This window comes from Streptomyces sp. NPDC012794, assembly GCF_042901085.1.
GTDB lineage: Bacteria > Actinomycetota > Actinomycetes > Streptomycetales > Streptomycetaceae > Streptomyces.
In genome coordinates, this window is sequence record NZ_JBIBCI010000005.1 from 46983 (window position 1) to 70164 (window position 23182).

Below are 23182 nucleotides of genomic sequence, written 5' to 3' on the forward strand. Positions count from 1 at the left end.
CTCACCCGTCCGTGTGAGTGGGCGCGACCGCCGGCGCCCCCTTGCGGCAGGGTGGGCGGATGCCGTCGCACCGGAGCCTGCCGCTCGCCCTGTCCCTGCCCCTGGTGTTCGCCCTGCTGGTGCCGGCCACCGGGTGCGTGACCGTACGGGCGCCCGGGAAACCGCCCGCTCCGACCGGGTGGGCCCCCCGGCAGCCGGTGGCGGAGGGCCTGCCCCTGGGACCGGCGCCGGATCCGGTGGCGGTGCCGTCGCCGCCCGCCGGGGCCGCGGCCCCCGCGCCGCCGGCCGGTGCCCCACGGCGGCCCGTCGCCCCGCCCCGCCCCGGGCACCGCTCCGACGACCGGCCGCCCCGCCGCGCCTCCCCCGCCCGGCCCGCCCGCCCCGCGTACCGCGCCCCCGCCCCGAAGCCGCGCGAGCGGCGGCCCGCACGCCCCGCGCCCCCACCCGCGCCGCAGCGTTCGTACGACATGGGCCGGCTGTGCGAGGCGGCCCACGGGGTGGTGGATCCGGCCATCGTCGCCCTGTGCCGCTGACCGTGCGGGCCCGGGCCGGGCCCGGCGGGCGGGTACGTGGCAAATTGGGTGGTTGGGGCCGCTCCGGATACCTAGAGTGACCGGGCACCCGTCGCCGAGCTGGAGCCGATCATGCGTACGCACTACCCCCGCACGGCACACCTGCCGTGGTCGCCCGGTGCCACGGCGGACGACGTCCGCGCCACCGGGACCTCGGCGCTGGCCGGGCGCGAGGTGGTCGTCACCGAGAAGCTCGACGGGGAAAACACCACCCTGTACGCGGACGGCCTGCACGCCCGCTCGCTCGACTCCGCCCACCACCCCTCCCGCGCCTGGGTCAAGGGCCTCCAGAGCCGGATCGGCGCCCGCATACCGCAGGGGTGGCGGGTCTGCGGGGAGAACGTGTACGCCCGCCACTCGCTCGCCTACGAGGAACTCGACAGCTGGTTCTACGGGTTCTCGGTGTGGGACGGCGACCACTGCCTCGACTGGGACCGCACGGTGCGCTTCCTCGGCCGGCTCGGCGTCCCCGTGCCGCGCGTCCTGTGGCGCGGGACCTACGACGAGCGGGCGCTGCGCCGGCTGCGGATCGACACCACCCGCCAGGAGGGCTACGTCGTACGGACGACGGCCGGATTCGACCGGGCGGACTTCGGGCGGTACGCGGCCAAGTGGGTGCGGGGCGGCCATGTGCGGACCGACACGCACTGGATGTACGCGCCCGTGGTACCCAACGGGCTCGGCCCGGCCGCACCGCTGTGGGCGGTCCGCTCCGGCTCCGAACCGGATCCCGCCGCACTGCTCGCCGCCGTCGGGGTGCCCGCGCCGGCCGGCCCGGACGCGGAGCGTGCCGTCCGGGAGGTCACCGCCCGGCTCGACGGCGCCGGCCGCACCGGGGAGGCCCGGCTGGCGGGGGTCCTGGCCGCCGCCCTGCACCAGGGGCACCGCGGCGCGCTCGCGGCGCGGCTCGCCGCGGGACCGCTCGGGATGCGCACGGCACGGCGGGTGGCGGACCTGGTGGGCCTGTATCCGGCGCTGCGCAGGCCCTTCCCGGAGGAGGAGCGGCGGGCCGGGCTGGTGCGGATGGCCGCGGCCGCCGACCTCGGGGTGCTGCACGCGCTGGCGACGGCCCTCCCGGCGACGCCGGAGGAGCTGGAGTGCGCCCAGTGGTCGGCGCTGTGCGCCGAGGACGCCGGCCTGCTGGGCCCCGACCCGCTCGGCGAGCTGCGCACCGGACTGCGCGGGGCGTTCGGCGGCCTCGACGCGGACGCCGCCGACCGGTGCTGGGCGGAGGCCCGCGAGGCCTTCGGGCGGGGCTCGGTCTCCTCGGCGCAGGAGGCCGTGGCCGCGACCTGGCGCTGGCGGGACGGGTCCGCGTACCCGCGCCTGGTACAGCTGTGCGGGCCTTCGGGCAGCGGGAAGAGCACCTACGCCCGGACCCTGCCCGGGGTGGACGCGTACATCTGCCTGGACGACCTGCGCGGGGCCCGGGGTGCGCGCGCCGACCAGCGGGCCAATCCGGAGGTGCTGCGCGAGGGCCTGGAGCGGCTGGACCGCGCCCTGGCCGCCGGGGGCACGGTGGTCTGGGACGCCACCTCCCTGACCGAGCAGCAGCGCGGCCTGGCCGGTGCGGTCGCACGGCGCCGCGACGCCCTGGTCACGCGGGTGGTGATGCTGGTCGGGGAAGCGGAACTGGCGCGGCGCAACGCCGTACGGCCGCATCCCGTGCCGGAGCCCGTACTGGCCGCCCAGCTGCGGCGGTTCAGCCCGCCCCACCCGGGGCAGGCGCACCGGACCCGGTACGTCGGGGCGGGCGGCACGGTCGAGGACACCGCCGGCTCCCTCGGGCCGGCCGGCGAGGGGGACGATCTGTGATGCGCACCAGTGAGCAGCTCTACCACCAGGTCCGCTGGGACCCCCGGTTCGACCCGGCACGGTTCACGCTCGGCCTGCTCCAGCGCGGGGCCGCGCCCAAGCGGGTGCCGCTGCCCTCCTTCGTGCCCGGCGGCGACATCCCCTGGCACCGGGTGCTGTTCGTCGAGGCGGACGGCGAACTGGTGTGGGACCGGGCCACCGGCGTCGACCGGATCGACTCGACGGGGGCCGGGCGGGTGCGCGAGCGGCGGCTGCTGTCCGCCCCGTTCTTCACGGCGAGGACCCCGCACGCCTGGGATCCGGCGGCCGGCTGCTGGCGGCCGGTCCAGCCCGGTCCGGACGGGCCGGGGCAGCACCCCGCGGCGCGCGTGCGGCTGCTGACCTGGAACACCCTGTGGGACCGGTACGATGCCCCGCGCATCGCCACCGCCCGGCGCAGGCCGATGCTGCTGGCGGACCTGGCGGCGGCCGACGCGGACGTGATCGCGCTCCAGGAGGTCGAACCGGCGCTGCTGGCCCTGCTGCTGGCCGAACCCTGGGTACGGGCCGGCTACACCGTGGGCACCGATCCGCAGGGCGAGGACGTCCCGGACCACGGGCTGCTGGTGCTGAGCCGGCTGCCGGTGCGGGAGGCGGGGCTGCACGCGCTGGGCCGGCACAAGGCGGTCACCGCCGTCACCGTGGACACCGCGGGCGGGCCCCTGGTCGTCGCCGCGACGCACCTGACCAGCGACCACACCGAGAACGGCGCCGGCCGGCGGGAGGCCGAACTGGCGCGGCTGGCCGAGGGACTGGGCGGGATCGACGCCGGGGTCGCGCTGCTCGGCGACTTCAACGACGGCCGGTCCGGCGCCGAGGGGCCGGCCGCCGCGCTGGGGCTGCTGGACGCGTGGAGCGACGTGCACGGGCCCGGGGACGACACCCCCACCTTCGACCCCCGGGTCAACCCGCTGGCGGCGGTGTGCTCGCTGTCGGGGCGGGCCGCCCGGCTGGACCGGATCCTGCTGCGCCCCTCCGGCGGAGCGCGGGTGCGGCAGGCGGCGCTGCGGGGTGATTCCCCTGGCCCGCAGGGGCTGTTCGTCTCCGACCACTTCGGGGTGGAGGCCACCGTGGAGTACGCGGCACCGGACGCGGGGACCGCTCGGTGCGGCGTACCGGCGACGGCCCGGACGGCGGTGGCGTGGCTGGCCCCGCACGACCCGGTGGTCGGGGAGCTGCGCCGGGCGCACGACCCGCAGGCGGACCGCTGGCCGGCGCACGTGAACCTGCTGTTCGGCTTCGTGCCGGAGTCCTCCTTCGAGGAGGCTCTGCCGCTGCTGGCGGAGGTCGCGGCCGGGACGGAGCCGTTCACCGCCCGGCTGGAGGGGGTGCGGTCCTTCGGGCACCGGGAGGACGCCACGCTCTGGCTGGATCCGGCGGCGGGCGCGGACGGTGACGCGCCGTGGCAGGAGCTGCGCCGTGCCCTGGCCGACCGGTTCCCGGGCTGCCGGGGCCGCGCGGAGGGCTGGACCCCGCACCTGACGCTGGGCCGCAGCACGGATCCCCGGCGCGCGGAACGGGAGTTCGCGGAGCGGCTCGGGCCCGGCCGGCGTACGGCGCGGGTCGGGGAGCTGGCGGTGCTGTCGCGGCGCGGGGACGGGCCGATGCGGGTCCGCGCCGTGGTGGAGCTGGGCACCGGCACCGTGCGGTGGACGCGGCCCGCGGCCCCGGCGGGGGACGCCGAGGCAGCGGGCGCCGCCGGGGAGCTCGCGGCGCGGATCGCGGCGGCCCTCCCCGAGGGGCTGGTGCGGACGGCGGGTTCGCGCAGCATGGGCTGCGCGCTGCCGGGGGCCGACCTGGACCTGGTGGCCGTGCTGCCCGGGCGGGTGGACACCGCCGGGGTGCGGGCGCGGGTGGCGGCCGCGCTGCCGGAGGCGCGGCGGCTGCGCGAGGTGACGGGGGCGCGGGTGCCGGGGCTGCGGATGCGCGCGTCGGGGCTGGACGTGGACCTGGTGCTGGTCGGCGCCGGGGAGCTGGACCCGGGGCGCGCGGTGGCCCGGCGGGCGGAGCTGGGCGAGGCGGCGGCCGTGGCGCTGAGCGCCCTCGACGACGCCGACGCGGTACGCGGGTCCGTGGGCGCGCAGCACGCCGCTTTCGCCGGGCTGGGGCGGGAGGTCAAGGCGTGGGCGCGGGCGCGGGGCCTGGACTCGGCGCCCTTCGGCGGGCTGCCGGGGCTGGCCTGGGCGGTCCTCGCGGCCCGGACCGTCCGGGAGGCCGGGGACCTCTCCCCCGACGCGCTGCGGCGGGAGTTCTTCGGGACCTGGGCCGCTTGGGACTGGAGCGAGCCGGTGTCCCTGCTCCCGTCGGGCGGGACGGGCCGCTCCCCGGACCCGGTCACGGTCCTGACCCCCTGCGCGCCGGTCCGCAGCTGCACCGCGCAGGTGGGGCCGGGCCTGCGGGACCTGCTGGTCCAGGAGCTGTACCGGGCCTGGGAGGTACTGGAGGCCGAGCCGGACGGCCTCGGCCGGCTGCTGTCGCCGCCGCCGCTGCACCGACGGCACGCGGCGTGGGCGGTGGTGACCGTACGGGGCGGTGCGGCCGGGGAGTTCGAGGAGCGGCTGGGCCGGGTCAGGGGCCGGCTGCGGGCGCTGCTGGCCGGGCTGCCGGGGGCCCACGCCTGGCCCCGGCCCTTCGAGCGGACCGCCACCCTGGCCCGCTACGCCGTCGGTCTGGGCCCGACCGCGCCGGACGCGGCCGCCCTGGCCTCGCTCGCCGGGCCCTGGGCGGCGTCCCTGCCGGGCGTGGAGGTCGCCTGGAGGGCGTCGGGGGAGGTCCCGGACCTGCCGTGAGGGGACGCGCGGCCCGGTGCGCCCCGCGGCCCGGCGCGTCGTGGAGGGGCGGCCCTCGTTTCACACCTCGATGACGATCTTGCCCGCGGTGTGGCCCTCCTGGCTGAGGGCGAAGGCCGCCGCGAGCTCGGAGAGCGGGAACGTCCTGGCTACGGTGACCGTCAGGCGGCCCTCGTCGGCGAGGCGGCCCAGGGCCGCGAGGTCCGCGGAGTCGGGGCGGACCCACATCCACTGGCCGCCCGCCCCCAGGACCGCGTGGTCGGCGATGGAGGCGTGGCGTCCGCCTTCGGCGAGGACGGCGCGGGTGACGTCGACGACGCCCCCGACGAAGTCGGCGACCACGGTGGCGCCCTCGGGGGCGAGGGCACGGACGCGTTCCGTCAGTCCGTCCCCGTAGGCGACGGGTTCGCAGCCGAGTTCGCGGAGCCGGTCGTGGTTGCGCGGGGAGGCGGTGCCGATGACCCGGGCGCCGAGGGAGGCGGCGATCTGGACCCCGAGGGAGCCGACACCGCCCGCCGCGCCGTGGATGAGGACCGTGTCGTCCTTGCCGGTGCCGAGACGGGTGAGCAGCTGGTACGCGGTCAGTCCGGCCAGCGGCAGGCCCGCCGCCTGCCGCCAGTCGAGGGAGGCGGGCTTGGCCGCGAGGCAGCGCACGGGGACGCTGACGAACTCGGCGAAGGTCCCGCGGTGCACCCAGTCCTTGCGGGCGTACCCCATGACGGCGTCGCCCACCGCGAACTCGGGGGCGTCGATGCCGACCCGCTCGATGGTGCCGGACACGTCCCAGCCCGGGACGACGGGGAACACGGCGTCCATCAGGCCGTCCAGCCCGCCCGCCATGATCTTCCAGTCGACCGGGTTGACCGCCGCGCAGCGCACCCGGACGAGGACCTCACCGGGAGCGACCTTCGGCACGGGCAGACGGGTCTCGGCGAGCACCTCCGGCCCGCCGTAGGTCTGGTACGCCATGGCCCGCATGGTGTCCTCGGTGTCCTGCGACATGGATACGGCCTCTCCTCGAACCCGGACCGGCGGAATCGCCCCTGGGTTCCATCCCATCACGGAAGGACACCCGCGCCGCCGAGCGCAACGCCGCCGCCGGGCCGGTGCGGCAGCGGCGGGCGGCGCGGGCCGGCGGGCTCACTCGTATTCCGTGCCTCCCTTGCGCGTGAGGTAGGCCGGGCTGACCGCCTTCGCGATGGCCCGTCCGCCGACCACCGGGCTGTACCGCTCGGCCGCCGGCCGGATGACGACCCCCTCCCGCAGGTGCAGGCCCCGCCCGGAGACCGTCTCCCGGCCGCTCGCCAGTTCCAGTACCGTCTCCAGGGCGTACGGCCCTTCGAAGAGCCGGGGGGCCACCGGGAGTTCGCCGTCCGGGAACACCTCTTCCGGGTCCAGCCAGCGCACCCGGCCGTCGATCTCGGCGGCCACGTCGAAGACGGCGTACCCGGGCGGCGCGTCGGCCGTCGCGGCCTGGACCCCGTACGCCAGGTCCTGCACCCCGGCCCCGTACACCTCACCAAAGACGCCGACCCGGCTCGCGCCCAGCCGCTCGGCCAGCCGGGCCGCGGCCCGCGCCGCGCCGTGGCCGCGTACGGCGCGCCAGTAGACGTTGCGCCCGTCCTCCTTGAGCGCCAGCCCCTTGGCGCCGACTCCCTTGGAGGAGACCAGGACCCGCTCCTCCCCCGCGACGTAGGTCAGCAGGCAGGCCGTGCCGTGGAGCTTCTCCGTCAGGACGACCGACTCGCCCTCCTCGAAGATCCCCGGATAGCGCTGGAGGTTCTCGATGTCCACCCACGGCAGCAGGTCGGGCGCCGCCTCGACCTCACCGGCCATCGTCGTGGGGACGGGCGGCGACCATTTGACGATGCCCAGCGCCTCCGCGAAGTCCGTGCCCTCCTCGGCCGCGCCGGCCAGGTCCGTCCCGGCCAGCGCGCGGGGCAGGCAGATGAGGCCCTGGGAGAGCTCCCCGCGCAGCCGGACCGCCTTGACCCGGTCGTGGGAGCCTCCTGCGAGGCGGCCCGTCAGGCCCAGCTCCTCGATCAGGGCGGCGGGAAGGACCGCCTGTTCGGGTATGTAGAGGGCGAAGTCGCCCGTGCGGTAGGCGCCTTTGGCGACCACGGCGCGGTAGAGGCCCACCTGGGCCAGCTCCAGCGCGTCGGCGTTGGGATGCTCGTGCACGGTCAGCTCTTCCACGGTGACTCGCAGGGTGGACATGGGCGCTCCTGGCGGACGGGACGGGTTCGGATGTCCCGGCCACTTTCGGCGCCGCCATTTCCGCTGGTCCAGCGGATTTGCCGGGTGTTAGCCTGCCCGCGCGGAACCCATCCGCCTTTGTCCATACGGAGGTTCACATGCCGCGTCGTCCCGTCACGGTCGTCACCGGAGGCAGCCGTGGCATCGGCGCCGCGACCTGCGTGCGCCTCGCCGCCGACGGGCACGACCTGGTGCTCGGCTACGCGCGCGACGGTGCGGCTGCCGAGGCGACCGCCGAGCGCGTGCGGGCGGCGGGCGCGCGGTGCGTGACCGTACGCGGGGACACCTCCCACGAGGACGCGGTGGAGCGGCTCTTCGACATCGCCGGGACGGAACTGGGCCCGGTCACGGGGCTGGTGAACAACGCCGCGGTGACCGGCCCCCTGGGCCGGCTCGCCGAGGCCCGGACCGAGGACCTGCGGCGGGTGGTGGAGGTGAACCTGCTCGGGTACCTGCTCTGCTGCCGCCGGGCCGCCCGGGACATGGCGCGCGGTGGCGGCGGCGCCATCGTGAACGTCTCCTCGACGGCCGCGACGACGGGCAGCCCCGGGGAGTACGTCCACTACGCGGCCACCAAAGCGGCCGTCGACGCGCTCACCGTGGGCCTGTCCAAGGAGCTGGGTCCGGACCGCGTCCGCGTCAACGGGGTCGCGCCGGGCATCATCGAGACCGGCATGCACGCGGCGATGGGCGACCCGGACCGTCCGGCCAAGGCGGCCCCTGGGATCCCGTTGGGCCGGCCCGGGCAGCCGGAGGAGATCGCCGGGGCCATCGCCTGGCTGCTGTCCGAGGACGCCTCGTACACGACGGGGGCGGTGCTGCGGGTCTCGGGCGGGCGGTGAGCCGGGCCGGGGCTCCGGCCGGGGCGCCGCATTCGCCTGCGTCCCGCCGCTTCCGCCGCTCCCGGCCTCAGCCGAAGGCCGCCCGGGTGGCCGGACCGTAGACGCCGATCGGGTCGCCCTTGATGTCCCGGTCCCGCTGGAGCTGGGCGACACCGCGCTTGGTCTGCCCGTCGTAGACCCCGGTCACCCGTACGTACGTGAACCCCTGCGCGTACAGCCGCTCCTGGAGGGCGCTGACCTCGGACCCCTTGTCCCCCGGGCGCAGGGTCCCGGACCCGGCCGGCTGCCTCGCGGAGCCCCCCGGCCCCGGGGTCGCGGAGCCCGTCGGCTTCGCCGAGGACCGGGACGCGGTGGGGCTGTGCCGGGAGGCGGAGCCCGAGGGCGCCGCCGTCGCCGCCCGGCTCCGCACGTCGGAGTCCCCCGCGCCCGGGCTGCGGGCGGGCAGCGCGGGCAGGGCCAGGTCGGGCCGGCCCGCGGCCGGCGCGGGCGCCGGTTCGGGCGCGCTCACCAGGAACGCCAACGCGCCCGCCCCGGCCAGCGCCAGCAGCGCGAGGACGGTCAGCGGCAGCCGGCTCCTCCGCCGCGCGGGGGTGCGGAGGCGGGCCGCGGCGACCGGAGCAGCGGCCGTGGCCGCGGGCGGCACGGGCGGCAGCGGCTGGGTCGTGTCCGCCGGCCCGGACGGCTCCGGGAACTCCGGGCCGGAGGGCCAGGCGGGGTAGGCGGAGCCGGACGGGTCCTCCGGCACGGCGACGTAGGGGCGCACGAACAGGTGGTCGTCGGGCTCGGGCCCGCTCTCATGGGGGTGTGGGGACACGGTTGTCTCCGGGCGCGGACGGGGGCCGGTGCGGCGGTGCGGAACCGGCCCCCCCGTCCGGCCGGTCAGGCCCTGCGCCGCCGGGCGGCGAGGGCCGGGCCCGCCCCCTGGGCCGGCACGGTGAACGGGGCGCGGGCGGATATCGGCATGGGGGGACTTCTCCGAAGTGCGGCTCATTCGGTGGCTCTTGAGCGGACTCTCGCCGTCCGCCGCCGCTTCGTCAAGCCGGGTGTCCGTTCCGCCCCATGCGTCCGTTCTGCTCAGGCAGCGGGTCGGAGGCGGGGGCGGAGGCGGCCGGCCGGTGGTCGGGGGTCCCGCCGGAGGGGCCGCCGTCCCCCTCCCCGTCCGCGTCCCGGCGGGTGGCGACCGCCACCGTCAGGGCGGCCGCCAGCATCAGCGCCGCGCCGGTGAGCGGGGCCGCCGGCACGGAGACGCCGTCCACCGCGAGCCCGCCGGTGAGGGCGCCCGCCGCGATGGCGAAGTTGAACATGGCCACCATCAGGGACGAGGCCGCCTCGGCGGCCGGCGGCGCGGCCTCGAGCATCCAGCGCTGCAGGCTGACGGAGACCCCGCCGTAGACCAGGCCCCAGACCAGCAGCAGAGCGGTGCCGGCGATGGCCCCCGGCAGGACGGCGATCAGCGCCAGTACGGCGGTGAGGGTGGCGCTGACGGTCAGCAGCGTACGGCGGGCGTCGCGCGGGCCGGCCAGGAAGTTGCCCGCGACCCCGGCGAGGCCGTACCCGAGGAGCAGGGTGCTGACCAGGCCGGAGTCGACGCCGGAGACGTCCCGCAGGATCGGCCGCACGAAGGTGTAGGCGGCGAACTGTCCGGTCACCACCAGGAAGGTGACGATCACTCCTGCCCGGACCCCGCGGTTGCGGCGCAGCAGGGCGGGCAGTTCGCGGAAGGTGACGATCCCGGCCGGGGGCAGCGCGGGGAGCAGCAGGAACAGGGCGACGGCCGTGAGGACGCCGAGGACGCCGACGGCGGCGAAGGCCGTGCGCCAGCCGCCCAGTTCACCGAGGAGCGTTCCCGCGGGAACGCCGAGGACCGAGGCGGTCGGCACCCCGCCGAAGATCAGGGCCGTGGCCCGGCCGGCGTGGTGCTGGGGGACCAGCCGGACGGCGAGCCCGCCCGCGATGGCCCAGAACCCGCCGACGCCGACGCCGACCAGGACCCGGGCGGCCAGGACCACGGTGAAGTCGGGGGCGTACGCGGCGGCGAGGTTGGCGACGGCCATCAGGGCGATCAGCACGCACAGCACGTGCCGCCGGTCCGTCCGGGCGGCTCCGACGGTGACGAGGGGCGCGCACAGGCCCGCGACGAGCCCGGGGACGGTGACCATCAGCCCTGCGGTGCCGTCGGACACCCCCAGTGCGGCCCCGACGGGGGTGAGCAGCCCGATCGGCAGCAGCTCGGAGGTGATCAGGCAGAAGATCCCCAGCGAGACGGCCCCCACGGACGCCCACCCCCGCGCGGCGCCCCGCCCGCCGGCGGCCGGAGGGCCGGAGTCCGTAGGGCGCGGCGCGGGCGTCGGGCCGGGTTCGGGCATCGGGGCGGGGGTCCGTCGGTGTGGGGGCGGGCGTCGCGCCCGGTTCGGGCGTCGGGGTGGGGGCGGGCGCCGGGGCGGGCGCGGGCGCCGGGGTGGGGGCGGGAACGCTGGACGCGGCTGGTTCGGTCATGCTCGGCACTCCGTACGGCGGCGGGCGGTGACGGGCACGGCGGCACCGGGCCCCAGGGGTCGCGCCTCCCCCGTCGCCCGCACTGCCGTACCGTGCCGGTCGCGGTGCCGCCCATTCTGCGACCGCCCGGGCCGTTCCCGGCCACCCCCTGAAGGATCGATGCGGCAACATCCGGGTCCGTCCCTCCGCCGCCCCCGGGTCACCCGGACGCGTGAGCGCCGGGATCCCGCCGGCCCGGACTACGGCATGGTGGTCGGATGCAGTTACGCCGGGCCACCCTGCCTTTCTCCCTCCTCGCGCTCCTCGCCAGCGCCGGCTGCGTCTCCGTGGGGCCGGAGTCCGGCGTGCCCGGTCCGGCACGGGGGTCCGTACCGCCCGTGGACTCCCCGGACTTCGCCGGAGCCCACCACGCCCACGATCCGCCGCCGGAGCTTCCCCTGCCCCTGGGCGAGGTCCCCGATTCCGGCGCCGAGCCGGACCCGCGGGTGCCGCCGCCCGCCCGCCGGGCCCGCCCGGCCCCCGAGCGGCCCGCCAAGCCCGCCGCTCCCCGGCACGCACGGCCCCCCAAGCCGGCCGCGCGCGTGCCGCGCCCCGTGCGCGGGGAAGAGCTGTGCGAGGCGGCGGAGGGGACCGTACCGCCGTCCATCGTGGACCTGTGCGTGCGCCAGTACGGCCGCTGACCCCCGGGCAGCGGGTGACCCCGCGCCCTCAGGGTGCCGCCGGAACCCTGAGGGACCGGCGGCGGTCGCGGACGGCCGCGCAGCGCCGGGCGGTGCCCTGGCGCGCGGTGCGCAGCCTGCGCACCGCGCTGTGACCGCGACGGCTCCACTCGGCGTGGGGCAGCCCGGCGCGCTGGCCGCCGCCGGTGATCAGGGCGTTGACGGGGGCGTGCGGGTCGGCGGCGACCCCCTTGGCGATCAGGACGCCGACGACGAGCGGAACCAGCGCGACGGCCAGCGCGGAGCCGGCGGCGGTGACGTGCCCGAGGCGGGGGCGGGCGGGTCCGGGTGCCGAAGTGTTCATGCCGGCATTCCAGCAGCGGCGGCGCGGCGGGGAATCGGGGCGGATACTCAGGCCGTTGGTCATGGAGTACTCAGACGGCGGGGGTGGAGGGGTGACGGAACCCGGGGGCGTGGGCTTCAAGCCGGCGACCGGCGACGGCCCGGAGCCGTCCGGTACCGGGCGGGCCGCGGAGGTGCGCACGGCGTACGAGGGGCTGCTGCAGATCCGGCGGCTGCTCGCCGGCGGGACGGCGGTCCCGGCGCCCTGGGAGCTGCGGGCGGCGGCGCGCGCCGTGGCCCTGGTCCTGGAGGCCGCCGGCTTCCCGCCGTCGGCGGTGGACGGAGCGGGGCGGCGCGTGCGGAACGGGTACCGGGTGGTGCCGGACGCGGACCGGGTGGAGGTGACCTGGGCGGGCCCGCCCGGTGGCGGCGCGGCCCTGGAGGAGCAGGAACGGCTGAAGGCCTGCGCGGCGGAGCTGGAGCGGCACGGCTGGGACTGCCTGCTCTACCGCGGCCCCCGCGGCCGCCGCTTCCTGGAGGTGGAGGCGCCGGGCGGCCGGGGCACCCCGTGAGGGGCGGCCCCGGCCGTCGGCGACAATGCCGTCATGACCCGCCACACCGGTACCGCGATCTCGGCCTTCGGGGTCCTCGCCTGTTCGGTGCTCCTCGTCGGAGCCGTTCACGACTACCGGACGGGGGCGTCGCCCCTGTGGATCGCGGCCGGTGCCCTGCTCTTCCTGGGGGCCGTGTGCACGCTCGTCCGGGACGTGCGGCGTTCGCGGGCGTCGGCCTGACCCGCGGCGCGGCCTTCGCCGGCCCGGTGACGGGCGACGGCCCGGGGGCTCGCGCTCCGCGGCGTCCCGGACGCCGTGGAGCGCGGCCCGCGGACTACGGCGCCCCGAAGGTCAGCCGTAGCTGCGGCGTCCCCTCGTTCGCCGCCGCCTCCGAGGACCACAGCCACAGCGCGTCGGTCCCGGTGCTGGTCAGGGCGAGGCTGTAGGAGCCGCCCAAGGCGCCCGCGACGGCGGCCGTGTTCAGCCCGGTGGTGTGGACCGCCGAGCCGTCCGGGATCCCGGCGAAGCCGCCCAGTGCCGGGGCGCCGGTGCCTGGGCGGTTGCCGTACGTGGTCCCGCCCTCCGACCAGGCGCCGGTGACGGGGACGACCGAGACGGTGTCGGTGGTGCCGGCGCCGGCCATGGTGCTGGTCTTCACGCTCAGCGCGGCCGACTTGAGGACCTTCCCGGCGGGCGCGGCGGGCAGGTCGAAGCGCAGGTAGCTCGTGTACAGCGAGGTGCCGCGCACGGCGAGGGACCCGGAGGTCCCGTAGTTGGTGCCCGGGGCGCCCGCGTTGGCGTACGTGTCCTCGGCCGCGGTCAGCTGGACGACGGAGTCGGCCGGGGCGGAGGCCAGGGCGTAGTGGTTCTGCACCTGGGCCGCGCTCAGGACGCCCGGGTAGACGGCGGTCTCGTCCAGCCGGCCCGCCCAGTGCTCGCTGGCGGGACGGTCCGGCCAGCCGCCGAGGCCGTCGAAGCCGGTGCGCCAGTAGCCCGTGAAGTCCTCGTGGGTGGTGACGTTCAGGGTGCCCTTCTGGACTCCGTCCACGTACAGGGTCATCCCGCCGGGGCCCTGGGTGGCGACGACGTGGTGCCACTTGTCGTCGTTGTAGGCGGCGGCTGTGCTGATGGTGCGGGTGGCTCCGGTGTAGACGCCGTAGACCAGCCGGCCGTCATTGGTCATGTAGATGTGCTTGTCGTACCGATTGCTGCCGCTGGTCTGCTGGTTGCCGAAGCCGACGAGCTTGCCGCCGCGGGTGGTGTTCGTCCTGAACCAGGTCTCGATGCTGTAGGTGCTCCCCACGCTCTGCCGCCGGTCGCCGTAGACGTGCGAGTTCGTGCCGTCGAAGCCGATCGCGGTGCTCGCGCCGCCCACCGCCCCCGGCGACTGGCGCAGGGCCGGGCCGTTGTGGTGCACGCCCGCCTGGTCGCCGGCGGCCGAGGAGTCGGCCGCGTACGGGAGGACCGCGTCGTCGTAACGCCAGTACAGCTGGGCGCCGTCCGCGCGCACCCGGCTCGGGTAGGCCTCGGCCGAGGCCGGGACCGTCACGCTCGCCGGAGCGGAGGGGGCGCTGACGTTGCCCGCCGCGTCGGTGGCCGTCACCCGGTAGGTGTACGTCTGGCCGGCCTGGGCCGTGGTGTCGGTCCAGGAGGCCTGCGGCCGCTTGAAGAACAGCGAGTCGGCGGTCACCGTGCCGACCGGGGTCGCCGAGCCGTTGCGGTAGATCCGGTAGGTGAGCGCGCTGTCGTCCAGGTCGAGGCTGGTGCGCCAGCGCACCTGGACCCCGGCCGGCCCGAACGCCGCGGCGCTCGCCACGGGAACGGTGGGCGCGCCTGTGTCGTTGGCGGAGGAGAAGCGTGTCAGGCTCTGCTGCGCCGCCCCGTTGACGGTGGTGAATTCGCCGCCCACCCACAGGTAGGGGACGCCCGCCTTGGAGCCGACGGCCATCACGCGCGGGCCGATGCCCTCGCCGATGCCGTCGTTGGTGTCGGGGGACCATCCCAGCTTGCCGGTGCTGGTGGTCGGCTGGGCCAGCAGGTGGTGGCGCTGTCCGTCGGGGAACTCGCCCACGCTGGAGCAGTCGTGCGCGTGCGAGGCGCTGTAGAGCACGTTCTGGTACGGCAGGACGGCCTGGGTGGCACCCAGGCAGGTGTCGCGCCAGCGCTGGCCGAAGCCGGCCAGGTCGAGGGCGATCCGGCCGTCGAAGACACCGCCGCCGGTGCCCTCGTTGGCGGTGTAGAAGCCGGTCGCGTCGGCGGCGATGTCCTTGACGACCGAGTTGGTCTCGATGAAGCCGGCGTAGGACTTGGTGAGGGCGCCACTGGCGGCGTCGACGACGGCGAGCGCGTGGGTGTCCGTCCCGTTGACCCGGAAGAAGTCGCCGCCCAGCAGTACGTTCTTGCCGTCCGGGGTGACCTCGACGGCCCGCCCCGGCTCGTCGGCGTCGGCCCTGAAGGGGCGCAGAGCGCCGTCGGCGGCCGTGACGGCCGCGAAGCGCCCGCGCGGCTGGCCCGCGACGGTGAGGAAGTCGCCGCCCGCGTAGACGGTGTCGCCGGTGACCGCGACGGCCCGTACGGTGGCCGCGAAGGCCGGGCGGAAGGCCGGCTTCACGGTGCAGGTGGCCACGTCGATGGCGGCCATGCTGGAGACGGGGGTGCCGTTGACCGCGCCGAAGTAGCCGCCCGCGTAGAGCGTCTTCTTGTCCGGTGACACGGTGAGCGCGCGGACGGTGGCGGTGCCGCTGCCGACGGTGAAGGACAGGTTGCAGGAGGTCGGGGCGCCCGTCGCCGCGTCGAGCGCCGCGAAGTTGACCGCGGGACGCTCGCTGCCGCCGGCTCCGGCCGGCGGGCGTACGGCGGAGAAGGTTCCGCCGACGAAGACGGTGCCGCCCGCCTCGGCGAGGGCCCAGACCACCCCGTTGGGCTGCCAGGTGGGCAGCGGGTCGGCGGTGAAGGCCACGGGCGGGGTGATGGCCGCCGCCCGCGGGACGAGGCCGAGGCCGACGACCGCGCCGGTGCCGGCCAGTGACAGGGCGAGAGCGGCCGCCAGGCCTCTGGATCTACGCATGAACCCCCCAGTTCGTTGTGCGTCGCACCGCTGTACCGCAGAGGTACCGGTGTTCTTCCGTACGGGCGCACCCTAGGACGGATCGTCGCCCCGAGCAGCAGACTTGACGCATCGGATGTCGAACGCGTCCCGTCGCAGCGGGCGTTGGGGCCACCGGCGGTGCGGGACGGGAGCGGGACGGCGGGAGGGGCCGCGCCCGGGAGGCGGAACGGGCCGGGGGGAGGGGCCGCGTCCGGAGGCGTCAATTCCGGGAAGCGCGGGCCATCCCTTTCACGCGCGGTCACCTGGCGAAAACCGCCCCGCGCGGTGCCGTGCGCCTCTACCGTGCCCTGAGGGGCAGGGCCGGTGACGGGAGGGGCGGGGCTGATGGACGACGACGAAGACATGCGGCTGGCGAGGATCACCCCGGAGATATCGCGCCGCACCCTGGCGATGCTGCGCGGCCTCGCCGGACTGGAGCCGCCCGAGCAGGTGCCGGAGGACGCCATGACGGTCGCCGACGCGATCCTCGACGACCACGGCACGGACGGCCTGCGGGTACTGGTGATGACGCTGGCCGCCTGGGCGACGGCGCAGATCGAGAACGTCGCGGAACTGAGCGGGCGCAGCCACGAGGCGGTGCTCGACGCGATGGAGCTGGCCTGCCTGGAGGCCAACGCCGAGGAATAGCGGCGACAGCCACCGGAAGGGTTTTTCCGCCCGGGTGCGGGTGACGCTCCGAGGCGACCCGGGCCGCCCGCCACCCTCGGTGGACGGCGGGCGACCCACGGTGCCCGCACCGCCGCACGCCCCCATCCCGGCCCCGGTCGGGCGACACTGGGGGAACAGAGGCGTGTGGGGGGTCGCGATCGGAGGCCGTCATGAGCACACCTTCCCCCATCCGGATCGCCGCCGTGCTGTCCGCCGAGCACCGCGGCCGGCTGATGTCCCACGCCCGCGAGGTCAACCTTCCCGAAGGGGCCCGGCTCTTCGAGGAGGGCGCCCCGGCGCTGAGCTTCTGGATCGTGCGCTCCGGCACGGTGACCCTGGAGGTCCCGCTGCCCGGCCGTCGCCTCCCCGCCCCCGTCGAGAGCCTCGGCCCCGGGGAGCTCGTCGGCTGGTCGTGGCTGTTCCCGCCGTACGTGTGGCAGCTGAGCGCCGAGGCCATGACCCCGGTGCGCGCCTACGAGTTCGACGGGGCGACCGTCCGGATGCTCATGGACGCCGATCCGGCCTTCGGCTCAGCGATCGGGCACTGGGTGGGCCGGGTCCTGGCCGTACGGCTCCAGCAGACCCGGACCCGGCTCCTCGACCTCTACTCGCCGCGCACGGCGGCGGGGCGCTGAAGGCGCGCGTCGAACCTTTCGGGGAGGGTGTTCGGCCGTTTCCCGGAATCCCTCCCCCGCTGGTCACCGCGAGGGGGCAGGGCCAAGACGGCTGCGGACTGCGCTCACGCACTTACGATCGGTGACGGAAAACAGCGGTACGTACGGGCGTTCCCGCCGCGGATGGGCCACACTCGCGTCCGCTATCCGAAGTACCGACCCCGAGGAGTGTTCGAAATGCGGTCCATCACCAGGAGTCTGGGACTGGCCTCCGGAGCTATGGCCCTCACCGCGCTCACCGCGCTGGCGGGGACCGGCGCCGCCGACGCGGCGCCGGCCGGAGCTCAGAGCCTGTACTCGCCGTCCGCGCTCGTGGTCAGCGTCACGGCCGGAGAGGACACCGTCAACGGGACGGTACTGCGCGCGGCCACACTGGTGTGCGCGCCGCGGCCCGGCGGCACGCACCCCGATCCGGCGGCGGCCTGCGCCGAACTGCGGGCCACCGGAGCCTCGCTCGACGCCCTGGCGGCACCCCGCCCCGACACCGCGTGCACCAGGGAGTGGAACCCGGTGACCGTCACCGCCGAGGGGGTGTGGCAGGGTCGGCGGCTGAGCTACACGTACACCTTCGGCAACCCGTGCGGGCTGCGCAGCACCACCGGGGTGCTCTTCGGCGTCTGAGGACCGCCGCTCCCGGGCCGGGCGGCGGCGCACGACCGCCGTCCGCCCCGCGCCGGCCCCCGGCGGTGCCGGTCAGCCCAGCTCGAGGCTGGTGATGCCGTACAGCCCGGCCAGTTCCACGTCCGGCGCCGGGCCGGTGTACATGCGGGCCGTCTCGAAGGAGGGGTCCAGCCCCAGCCCGGCCGCCACCGCGGCCGCGGCCGGGTTCGCGTCCGGCACGTCCACGGCCACCGCACCGCCGGGGGCGTGCTCCGCGAGCCGCCGTACGAGGGCGGCGGCCACCTCGGGGTTGGCGGCGTAGAGCGGGCCGATGCGGGAGGCGCCGCTGCACGGGCGGACCACGCCGAGGCCCTCGATCCGGCCGTCCCGCACGGCCGCGAGGGCCGTCCGGCCCGGCAGCGACACCCACGCGGAGAGGAAGGCGTCACGCGGCTCCGGGAAGAAGCGCCGGTCGTAGGCGGCGAGCCGGGCGAAGGGCAGCGAGCCCGCGTCGACGAACTCCACGCCCCCGTCCGCACCGTCCGCGCCGGCCCGCGGCGAGCCCTCGTAGCGCATGGTGGTCCAGGCGGAACGGAAGCCGGACTTACGGTAGTTGTCCTGCTGCTCGACCACCCCGTCCAGTCCGACGAGCCGCCCCTGGAGCCGCTCCATCCCGGCCCGCCACAGCCGGATGCCGTACCCCTGGCCCCGTACGTCGGAACGGGCGATGTAGAAGCCGATGAAGCCGAACCCGGTGCCGTAGCGAACGGCGGAGATACACGCCACCGGCTCCCCGTTCCGGCGCCCGACGAGGAAGCCGTCCGGGTCGGCCACCGCGAAGGCGAACCGGTCGTTGTCTCCCGGGTTCCACCCCTCCAGGTCCGCCCAGCTGCGCAGCAGTTCCATGTCGGCGGCGCCCGCGCCGGTGATCTCGAATCCCGTCATGGCCGGTGTTGTACCAGAACGCCGGGGGTGTGCGCAGGAGCGCTATCCGGCCGTCAGCAGCTCGGCGAGGGCCTGCGGCCCGACCACCGGGTGCAGGTCGCTGACCTGGCCGTCGCCCACCTCCACGACCCGCCAGACCCCGTCCTCGCGCAGCGCCAGGTCGGTGGTGACGAAGCGGCAGCCGAGCGCCCGGACGGCCTGCCGGACCGGTGCGAGGGCAGTGCCGGGGAGTGCGGCGGCGTGCTCGGGGTGGTCCGGGTGGTCCGGGTGGGGGGTCACCAGCCGCGGTTCCCCGTCGCGCCACCAGACGCGGACCTCGGGACCGGTGAAGCGCTCGAAGGCGCGCAGGACGATCCCGCCCGCGAGGAACTCCCCCTGGAACTGGACGAAGCGGCTCACCACGCGGTGGACGGCGGGGCGGTCGGCGAGGTCGGGCAGGTGGCAGGCCTCGTGCCACTCGTGCTTGCGGGACTTCACGTAGTCCTTGACGATGCCTGCCCCGGCCGGAAGGGACGCGGAGAGGGCCGCGAGCCGGTCCCCGTCCAGGGTCTCTCCCGGCGCGGCGGGCAGCCAGCGGCTGACGGGGGTGAGCGCGGCGAACGTCTCGTACCAGCCGGGGAGTTCATGGGCCCGCCGGTAGGCCGCGGGGCTGACGGCCAGCAGGGCTCCGCGTCCGCGCAGGGCCGCGTCGAGGTCGGCGTACCGCTCGGCGGGGACCATCCAGCCCCGGTACCAGACGGCTCCGGCCCCGGCGGGGACCCGGGCCACCGCCCGCTCGGCGTCCCCGGCGAGCAGGGCGTCGTGGTCGACGAGGGCCACGGTCCCGCCGGCGGTGCGCAACTGCCGGGCCTCGGCCGCGAAGTGGGTGTCGGCCCGGCGTTCGTGCAGCGGGTCGTGGCAGTACAGGACGGTGGTGGTCGCGTTCACTCCCCCACGATAGTGATCAGCCCGCGCAGATCACGTCGTCCAGCACGATCGGCCGGGAGTCGAGGCGGACGTACGCGGTGAAGGTGTCGGTGAAGCCGGAGTCCCAGGTGGTGGTGACGGTGGCCCAGCCGACGCCGGCGGTATGCGCGACCGTGGCCGGGCCGATGCCGATGTCCTGCGGGACGCCCCGGGCGCAGAGCACGACGTCGGCGTCCGGGCTGTGGGCCTGTTTCTCCTTCAGCTGCTGCGAGACCCGCTGGCTGCGGTCGAGCGCGGAGGGGCCGTGGTCCCCGTAGAAGGCCGTGAGGAAGCTGGTGATGTCCTCGGCGGTGTGATGGTGCCGGGGAGACCAGCGGGGCACGGGGTCGGCGAGGGCGGCCGCCGGAACCGACGACGCGATCAGCGGGAACAGGGAGGCGCACAGTGCAAGCAGCACGGCGCCCGGGCGGTACGGGATGAGCGTCATGTCCGGTTTGTAGCCGCCCGCCCGCTCCAGTCGGCAGGGGCGCGGCGCGGGCTCACTCCGGTGGGCGTGGAGATTCACCGCAGAAACGACTCTCCTCATGCGCCGACCGGCCCCGGGGGGGGCGGCGCCGACGGACCCCGGGGAGGCAGCGGCTTGCGGTCGGGGCGTAATCCGGTCGCATGCGCGTGCGGGTTCTGTCTAGGGTCGGCCCATGGGGAAGCCGCTCGTCGCAGTGTTCAGTGGGGCCGGGATGTCGACCGATTCCGGGATTCCGGACTACCGGGGGCCCCAGGGGCTGTGGCGGCGCGATCCGGAGGCCGAGAAGCTCGTCACGTACGCGTACTACATGGCCGATCCGGAGATCCGACGCCACTCCTGGCTCATGCGCTCCGAGCTCTGGGCCCTTGACCCCCGGCCGAACGCGGCGCACCTGGCGGTGGCCGAGCTGGAGCGCTCCGGCACCCCGGTGCGGGTGATCACGCAGAACGTGGACGGTCTTCACCAGCTCGCCGGGATGCCGGCGCGGAAGGTGTTCGAGCTGCACGGGACGGCGCGCCAGGTGGTCTGCACCCGCTGCCACGCCCGGTCGGGCATGGCGGAGGCGCTGGCCCGGGTAGCCGCCGGGGAGCCGGATCCCGCCTGTCCCGCCTGCGGCGGGATCCTGAAGGCGGCGACGGTGATGTTCGGCGAGCGTCTCGACCCCGAGGTGCTCGCGCGGGCGGTGGCCGTGGCCAAGGGGTGCCAGGTCTTCATCGCCGCCGGGACCACCCTCCAGGTGCAGCCGGCCGCCTCGCTCGCCGGCATGGCGGCCGAGGCGGGGGCGCGCCTGATCATCGTCAACGCGGAGGAGACCCCGTACGACGCGCTGGCCGACGAGCTGATCCGCGAGCCGATCGGCACCGCCCTCCCGGCCCTCCTGGCCCGGTTCGCGTAACCCGGCCGGGCGAAACGGACCGCGCCGGGCGGGACGGCCCGAAGCCGGGCCGGGCGAGACGGCCTGAGCCGGCCGGGCTTACGCCGGGGACAGCTGTGCGGCGAGGCCGTCCAGGAGGAGGCCGAGGCCCAGCTCGAAGCCGCGGTCGTCGAGCGCGTCCAGGCCGGCGCCCGTGGCGGCCGCACCGCTGAGCGCGTCGGCCAGCGCCGGATAGTCGGGGCGGTAGTCGGCGGGGGTACGACTGAAGCCCGCCGTGAAGGTCTCCAGCGCCGAGCCCAGGACCAGGTAGTCGACGGCGGCCGCCGCCTCGGCCGCCCTGGCCGGGGTGCAGCCCGCCCGGACGAGCGCGGCGAGCAGGGCGTCGTAGCCGCGCAGCGCCTTGTCGGCCTCGACCTGGCGCCGGGCCGCCGGGGCGATGGCGTTCGGGTGGCGGAGGTAGACCTGCCGGTAGCCGCGGGCGTAGGCGGCGATCCCCTCGCGCCACCGAGGGTCGTCCAGCGGGCTCAGGTCGATCTCCTCGTTGATCAGTTCCGAGACCGCGTCGAGCACGTCGTCCTTGGAGGCGACGTGGTGGTAGAGCGAGGCCCCGCGCACTCCGAGGCGGTCGGCGAGGGTGCGCATCTTCAGGGCCTGGGGGCCTTCCTCGTCGAGGAGTTCGAGGGCCGCCCGCGCGATGATCCCGCGGTTGAGCAGCGGCTGGTTGGGTCGGCCCACGGTGATCCCCCTCGTTTTCCGCCGCCAGGTTACCCGTAGGGAGGGGGTTCCCAAGAGGTTCGGACCGGGTTAAGGTCCCCGCAATCCCGATACCTAACGCCGTTAGATTTACGTTCCGGAGCACTCCGGGCCCGCCCGGGTGCGGACGCCCGGCGTTCCCCCTCCTCCAGAGGTGCGCATGCCAGACCTTTCCCCCCTCGCCCCCGCCCCGGCCGCCCCGCCGGACACCGACGCCGCCCGCCTGAGCGACCTGGGCTACCGGCAGGAGCTGAACCGCAGCCTCGGGGTCCTCGGGAACATCGCCATGGGCTTCGCCGTGGTCTCGCCCGTGGTCGCCCTCTACGCCGTCTCGATGATCGGCACGATGATCGCCGGACCCGCCTGGGTGTGGGCGCTGCCGGTGGTCCTGCTCGGCCAGTGCCTGGTGGTCAACGTCTACTCCGAGCTGGCCTCGCAGTGGCCGCTGGCCGGCGGGCCCTACCAGTGGGGCCGCCGGCTGCTCGGCCCGTCGTTCGGCTGGATGAGCGGCTGGGTGTGGCAGTTCGCGGTGATGTTCGGCAACACCACGGTGGCGTACCTGGCGGCCCCCTGGGTCTTCGCCCTCATCGGGGCCGTGCCCTCGCCGGGCGCCCTGGTCGCCGTCGCCGCCGGGATCCTGGTGGCCTGCATGCTGGTCAACGCCTACGGGATCCGGATCCTGAGCTGGTTCGTCTCGCTGGGCATCGCCGCCGAGGCCATCGCCTCCGTGCTGGTCGGCTTCGCCCTGCTGCTGTTCTTCCGCGAGCACGGCTTCGCGGTGTTCACGCAGACCCTCGGCGCCGAGGCGCTGTCCGGCGGATCGGCCCCGACGGCCTTCCTGGCCGTCCTCGCGGTCGCCGGGTGGGGCTTCATCGGGTTCGACGCCTGCGTCTCGACCGCCGAGGAGACCAAGGACGCCGGGCGCCAGGTGCCGCGGGCCATGTGGTGGGCGCTGCTCAGCGTCGGCCTGGTCGTCGTCCTCAACGCGATGGCGGTCGCGCTGGCGCACCCGGACCCGCGGGCCGTCGTCGCCGGCGAGGACCTCGATCCGGTGACCACCGCCGTGGTCACCGCCTTCGGCTCCTGGTCCGACAAGCCCTTCGTGGCGGTGGTCCTGATCGGCTTCCTCGCCTGCGCCATGGCCTCCCAGGGCGGCGCCGCCCGCGGCGTGTACTCGCTGGCGCGGGACGGGGTGTTCCCCTTCTCCCGCCAGGTCCGCAGGGTCAACCGGCGCCAGGCCCCCATCGGCGGCCTGATCGCCTCCACCCTGGTCAGCTGCACCGGTCTGCTGCTCGGCCTGAACGCCACCGCCATCGGCAGCCTGATCGCCTTCGGCACGGCGGCCACCTTCCTGCCGTTCTTCCTGGTCACCCTGGCCGCGCTGATCGCCCGGCTGCGCGGTACGTGGGTCCCGTCGGGGCACATCCGGCTCGGGCGCAAGGGCACCTTCCTCAACGTCCTGGCCGTCCTGTGGACCGCCTTCGAGGTGGTCAACGTCTGCTGGCCACGGGCGATCCTGGCCCCGCCCGGAGCCCCCTGGTACCAGATCTGGGCCGGACTCCTCGGCACCGGCGCGGTCATCACCGCCGGCCTCGTCTACCTCGCCGTCAAGAAGCCGCAGGAGACGCTGCGGACGGCCCGGGTGCGCGAGGAGCAGGCGGCGGGCGCGCCCGCCGGCGAACTCGCCGGCGAAACCCCCTGACTCGCGGCGGGGGGGGGGGGCCCCCCCCCCCGGCCCCCCCCCCCCCCCCCCCGGCCCCCCCCCCCCCCCCCGGGGGGTTGG

The 23182-nt window shown here is 76.2% G+C and carries 22 protein-coding genes; 12 read left to right on the top strand and 10 right to left on the bottom strand.

Annotation, left to right across the window (positions count from 1 at the left end; genetic code table 11):
* Positions 1 to 59 precede the first annotated feature (59 nt).
* The 3 genes from ACFY7H_RS11060 to ACFY7H_RS11070 all read left to right on the top strand — a co-directional run bounded on the left by ACFY7H_RS11060 (position 60) and on the right by ACFY7H_RS11070 (position 5215).
* Positions 60 to 533 carry a hypothetical protein gene (locus ACFY7H_RS11060; protein WP_388936392.1) on the top strand — a complete coding sequence of 158 codons (474 nt, stop codon included), beginning with the start codon at positions 60 to 62 and terminating at the stop codon, positions 531 to 533.
* Between the two features lie 111 nt (positions 534 to 644).
* The gene (locus tag ACFY7H_RS11065) at positions 645 to 2387 is read left to right on the top strand and encodes an RNA ligase family protein (protein WP_388936395.1); all 1743 of its coding nucleotides are present in this window, start codon (positions 645 to 647) and stop codon (positions 2385 to 2387) included.
* Positions 2387 to 5215 carry a poly(A) polymerase gene (locus tag ACFY7H_RS11070; protein ID WP_388936397.1) on the top strand — a complete coding sequence of 943 codons (2829 nt, stop codon included), beginning with the start codon at positions 2387 to 2389 and terminating at the stop codon, positions 5213 to 5215. The genes ACFY7H_RS11065 and ACFY7H_RS11070 overlap by 1 nt, the downstream gene beginning before the upstream one ends.
* A 60-nt stretch (positions 5216 to 5275) precedes the next feature.
* Here the strand turns inward: ACFY7H_RS11070 and ACFY7H_RS11075 are convergent, their stop codons facing one another.
* Together ACFY7H_RS11075 and ACFY7H_RS11080 are read right to left on the bottom strand one after the other, a co-directional pair.
* Positions 5276 to 6193, bottom strand: coding sequence for an NADP-dependent oxidoreductase (locus tag ACFY7H_RS11075; RefSeq protein ID WP_388937477.1), 918 nt, complete (start codon positions 6191 to 6193; stop codon positions 5276 to 5278).
* Between the two features lie 162 nt (positions 6194 to 6355).
* Complete coding sequence (locus tag ACFY7H_RS11080) at positions 6356 to 7432, bottom strand: RNA ligase (ATP) (RefSeq protein ID WP_388936399.1); 1077 nt, start codon at positions 7430 to 7432, stop codon at positions 6356 to 6358.
* A gap of 137 nt (positions 7433 to 7569) precedes the next feature.
* Here ACFY7H_RS11080 and ACFY7H_RS11085 point away from each other — a divergent pair, with 137 nt between their 5' ends.
* A complete protein-coding gene (locus ACFY7H_RS11085) occupies positions 7570 to 8313 on the top strand; it encodes an SDR family NAD(P)-dependent oxidoreductase (protein WP_388936402.1) in 744 nt (247 codons plus the stop codon).
* 67 nt (positions 8314 to 8380) lie between these two features.
* On the opposite strand, the gene ACFY7H_RS11090 is transcribed toward ACFY7H_RS11085, so the two are convergent.
* Positions 8381 to 9127 carry a peptidoglycan-binding protein gene (locus tag ACFY7H_RS11090; RefSeq protein WP_388936405.1) on the bottom strand — a complete coding sequence of 249 codons (747 nt, stop codon included), beginning with the start codon at positions 9125 to 9127 and terminating at the stop codon, positions 8381 to 8383.
* A 220-nt stretch (positions 9128 to 9347) separates the two neighbouring features.
* On the bottom strand, positions 9348 to 10586 hold the full coding sequence (locus ACFY7H_RS11095) for an MFS transporter (RefSeq protein WP_388936407.1): 1239 nt from the start codon (positions 10584 to 10586) through the stop codon (positions 9348 to 9350).
* Between the two features lie 480 nt (positions 10587 to 11066).
* Here ACFY7H_RS11095 and ACFY7H_RS11100 point away from each other — a divergent pair, with 480 nt between their 5' ends.
* Positions 11067 to 11489, top strand: coding sequence for a hypothetical protein (locus ACFY7H_RS11100; protein WP_388936409.1), 423 nt, complete (start codon positions 11067 to 11069; stop codon positions 11487 to 11489).
* Positions 11490 to 11517: 28 nt separating this feature from the next.
* Here ACFY7H_RS11100 and ACFY7H_RS11105 read toward each other — a convergent pair whose 3' ends face one another.
* Positions 11518 to 11832 carry a hypothetical protein gene (locus ACFY7H_RS11105; RefSeq protein ID WP_388936412.1) on the bottom strand — a complete coding sequence of 105 codons (315 nt, stop codon included), beginning with the start codon at positions 11830 to 11832 and terminating at the stop codon, positions 11518 to 11520.
* Positions 11833 to 11893: 61 nt separating this feature from the next.
* Here ACFY7H_RS11105 and ACFY7H_RS11110 point away from each other — a divergent pair, with 61 nt between their 5' ends.
* Both ACFY7H_RS11110 and ACFY7H_RS11115 read left to right on the top strand, forming a co-directional pair.
* Positions 11894 to 12382, top strand: a complete 489-nt coding sequence (locus tag ACFY7H_RS11110) for a hypothetical protein (protein WP_388936415.1) — start codon at positions 11894 to 11896, stop codon at positions 12380 to 12382.
* Positions 12383 to 12415: 33 nt separating this feature from the next.
* On the top strand, positions 12416 to 12604 hold the full coding sequence (locus ACFY7H_RS11115; protein WP_388936418.1) for a hypothetical protein: 189 nt from the start codon (positions 12416 to 12418) through the stop codon (positions 12602 to 12604).
* A gap of 94 nt (positions 12605 to 12698) precedes the next feature.
* On the opposite strand, the gene ACFY7H_RS11120 is transcribed toward ACFY7H_RS11115, so the two are convergent.
* On the bottom strand, positions 12699 to 15431 hold the full coding sequence (locus tag ACFY7H_RS11120) for a DNRLRE domain-containing protein (RefSeq protein WP_388936421.1): 2733 nt from the start codon (positions 15429 to 15431) through the stop codon (positions 12699 to 12701).
* Between the two features lie 366 nt (positions 15432 to 15797).
* Here ACFY7H_RS11120 and ACFY7H_RS11125 point away from each other — a divergent pair, with 366 nt between their 5' ends.
* The 3 genes from ACFY7H_RS11125 to ACFY7H_RS11135 all read left to right on the top strand — a co-directional run bounded on the left by ACFY7H_RS11125 (position 15798) and on the right by ACFY7H_RS11135 (position 17416).
* A complete protein-coding gene (locus ACFY7H_RS11125) occupies positions 15798 to 16100 on the top strand; it encodes a hypothetical protein (protein ID WP_007262440.1) in 303 nt (100 codons plus the stop codon).
* Between the two features lie 191 nt (positions 16101 to 16291).
* Positions 16292 to 16756: a Crp/Fnr family transcriptional regulator gene (locus ACFY7H_RS11130; protein WP_388936424.1), complete on the top strand. Its 465-nt coding sequence runs from the start codon at positions 16292 to 16294 to the stop codon at positions 16754 to 16756.
* A gap of 216 nt (positions 16757 to 16972) precedes the next feature.
* Complete coding sequence (locus ACFY7H_RS11135; protein WP_388936427.1) at positions 16973 to 17416, top strand: subtilase-type protease inhibitor; 444 nt, start codon at positions 16973 to 16975, stop codon at positions 17414 to 17416.
* A 72-nt stretch (positions 17417 to 17488) separates the two neighbouring features.
* Here the strand turns inward: ACFY7H_RS11135 and ACFY7H_RS11140 are convergent, their stop codons facing one another.
* From ACFY7H_RS11140 to ACFY7H_RS11150, 3 genes are read right to left on the bottom strand one after another with little or no spacing between them, the layout of a single operon-like run.
* Entirely contained in the window at positions 17489 to 18340 is an 852-nt protein-coding gene (locus ACFY7H_RS11140) for a GNAT family N-acetyltransferase (protein ID WP_388936430.1), read from the bottom strand.
* Between the two features lie 42 nt (positions 18341 to 18382).
* A complete protein-coding gene (locus tag ACFY7H_RS11145) occupies positions 18383 to 19267 on the bottom strand; it encodes an ATP-grasp domain-containing protein (protein WP_388936432.1) in 885 nt (294 codons plus the stop codon).
* A 16-nt stretch (positions 19268 to 19283) separates the two neighbouring features.
* On the bottom strand, positions 19284 to 19733 hold the full coding sequence (locus tag ACFY7H_RS11150; RefSeq protein ID WP_388936435.1) for a hypothetical protein: 450 nt from the start codon (positions 19731 to 19733) through the stop codon (positions 19284 to 19286).
* Positions 19734 to 19944: 211 nt separating this feature from the next.
* Here ACFY7H_RS11150 and ACFY7H_RS11155 point away from each other — a divergent pair, with 211 nt between their 5' ends.
* Positions 19945 to 20667 carry an NAD-dependent deacetylase gene (locus ACFY7H_RS11155; RefSeq protein ID WP_388936438.1) on the top strand — a complete coding sequence of 241 codons (723 nt, stop codon included), beginning with the start codon at positions 19945 to 19947 and terminating at the stop codon, positions 20665 to 20667.
* 78 nt (positions 20668 to 20745) lie between these two features.
* On the opposite strand, the gene ACFY7H_RS11160 is transcribed toward ACFY7H_RS11155, so the two are convergent.
* Positions 20746 to 21381, bottom strand: coding sequence for a TetR/AcrR family transcriptional regulator (locus ACFY7H_RS11160; RefSeq protein WP_388936440.1), 636 nt, complete (start codon positions 21379 to 21381; stop codon positions 20746 to 20748).
* A gap of 178 nt (positions 21382 to 21559) precedes the next feature.
* On the opposite strand from ACFY7H_RS11160, the gene ACFY7H_RS11165 reads away from it, so the two are divergent.
* Positions 21560 to 23101: an APC family permease gene (locus ACFY7H_RS11165; protein WP_388936443.1), complete on the top strand. Its 1542-nt coding sequence runs from the start codon at positions 21560 to 21562 to the stop codon at positions 23099 to 23101.
* The last annotated feature ends 81 nt before the right edge of the window (positions 23102 to 23182 follow it).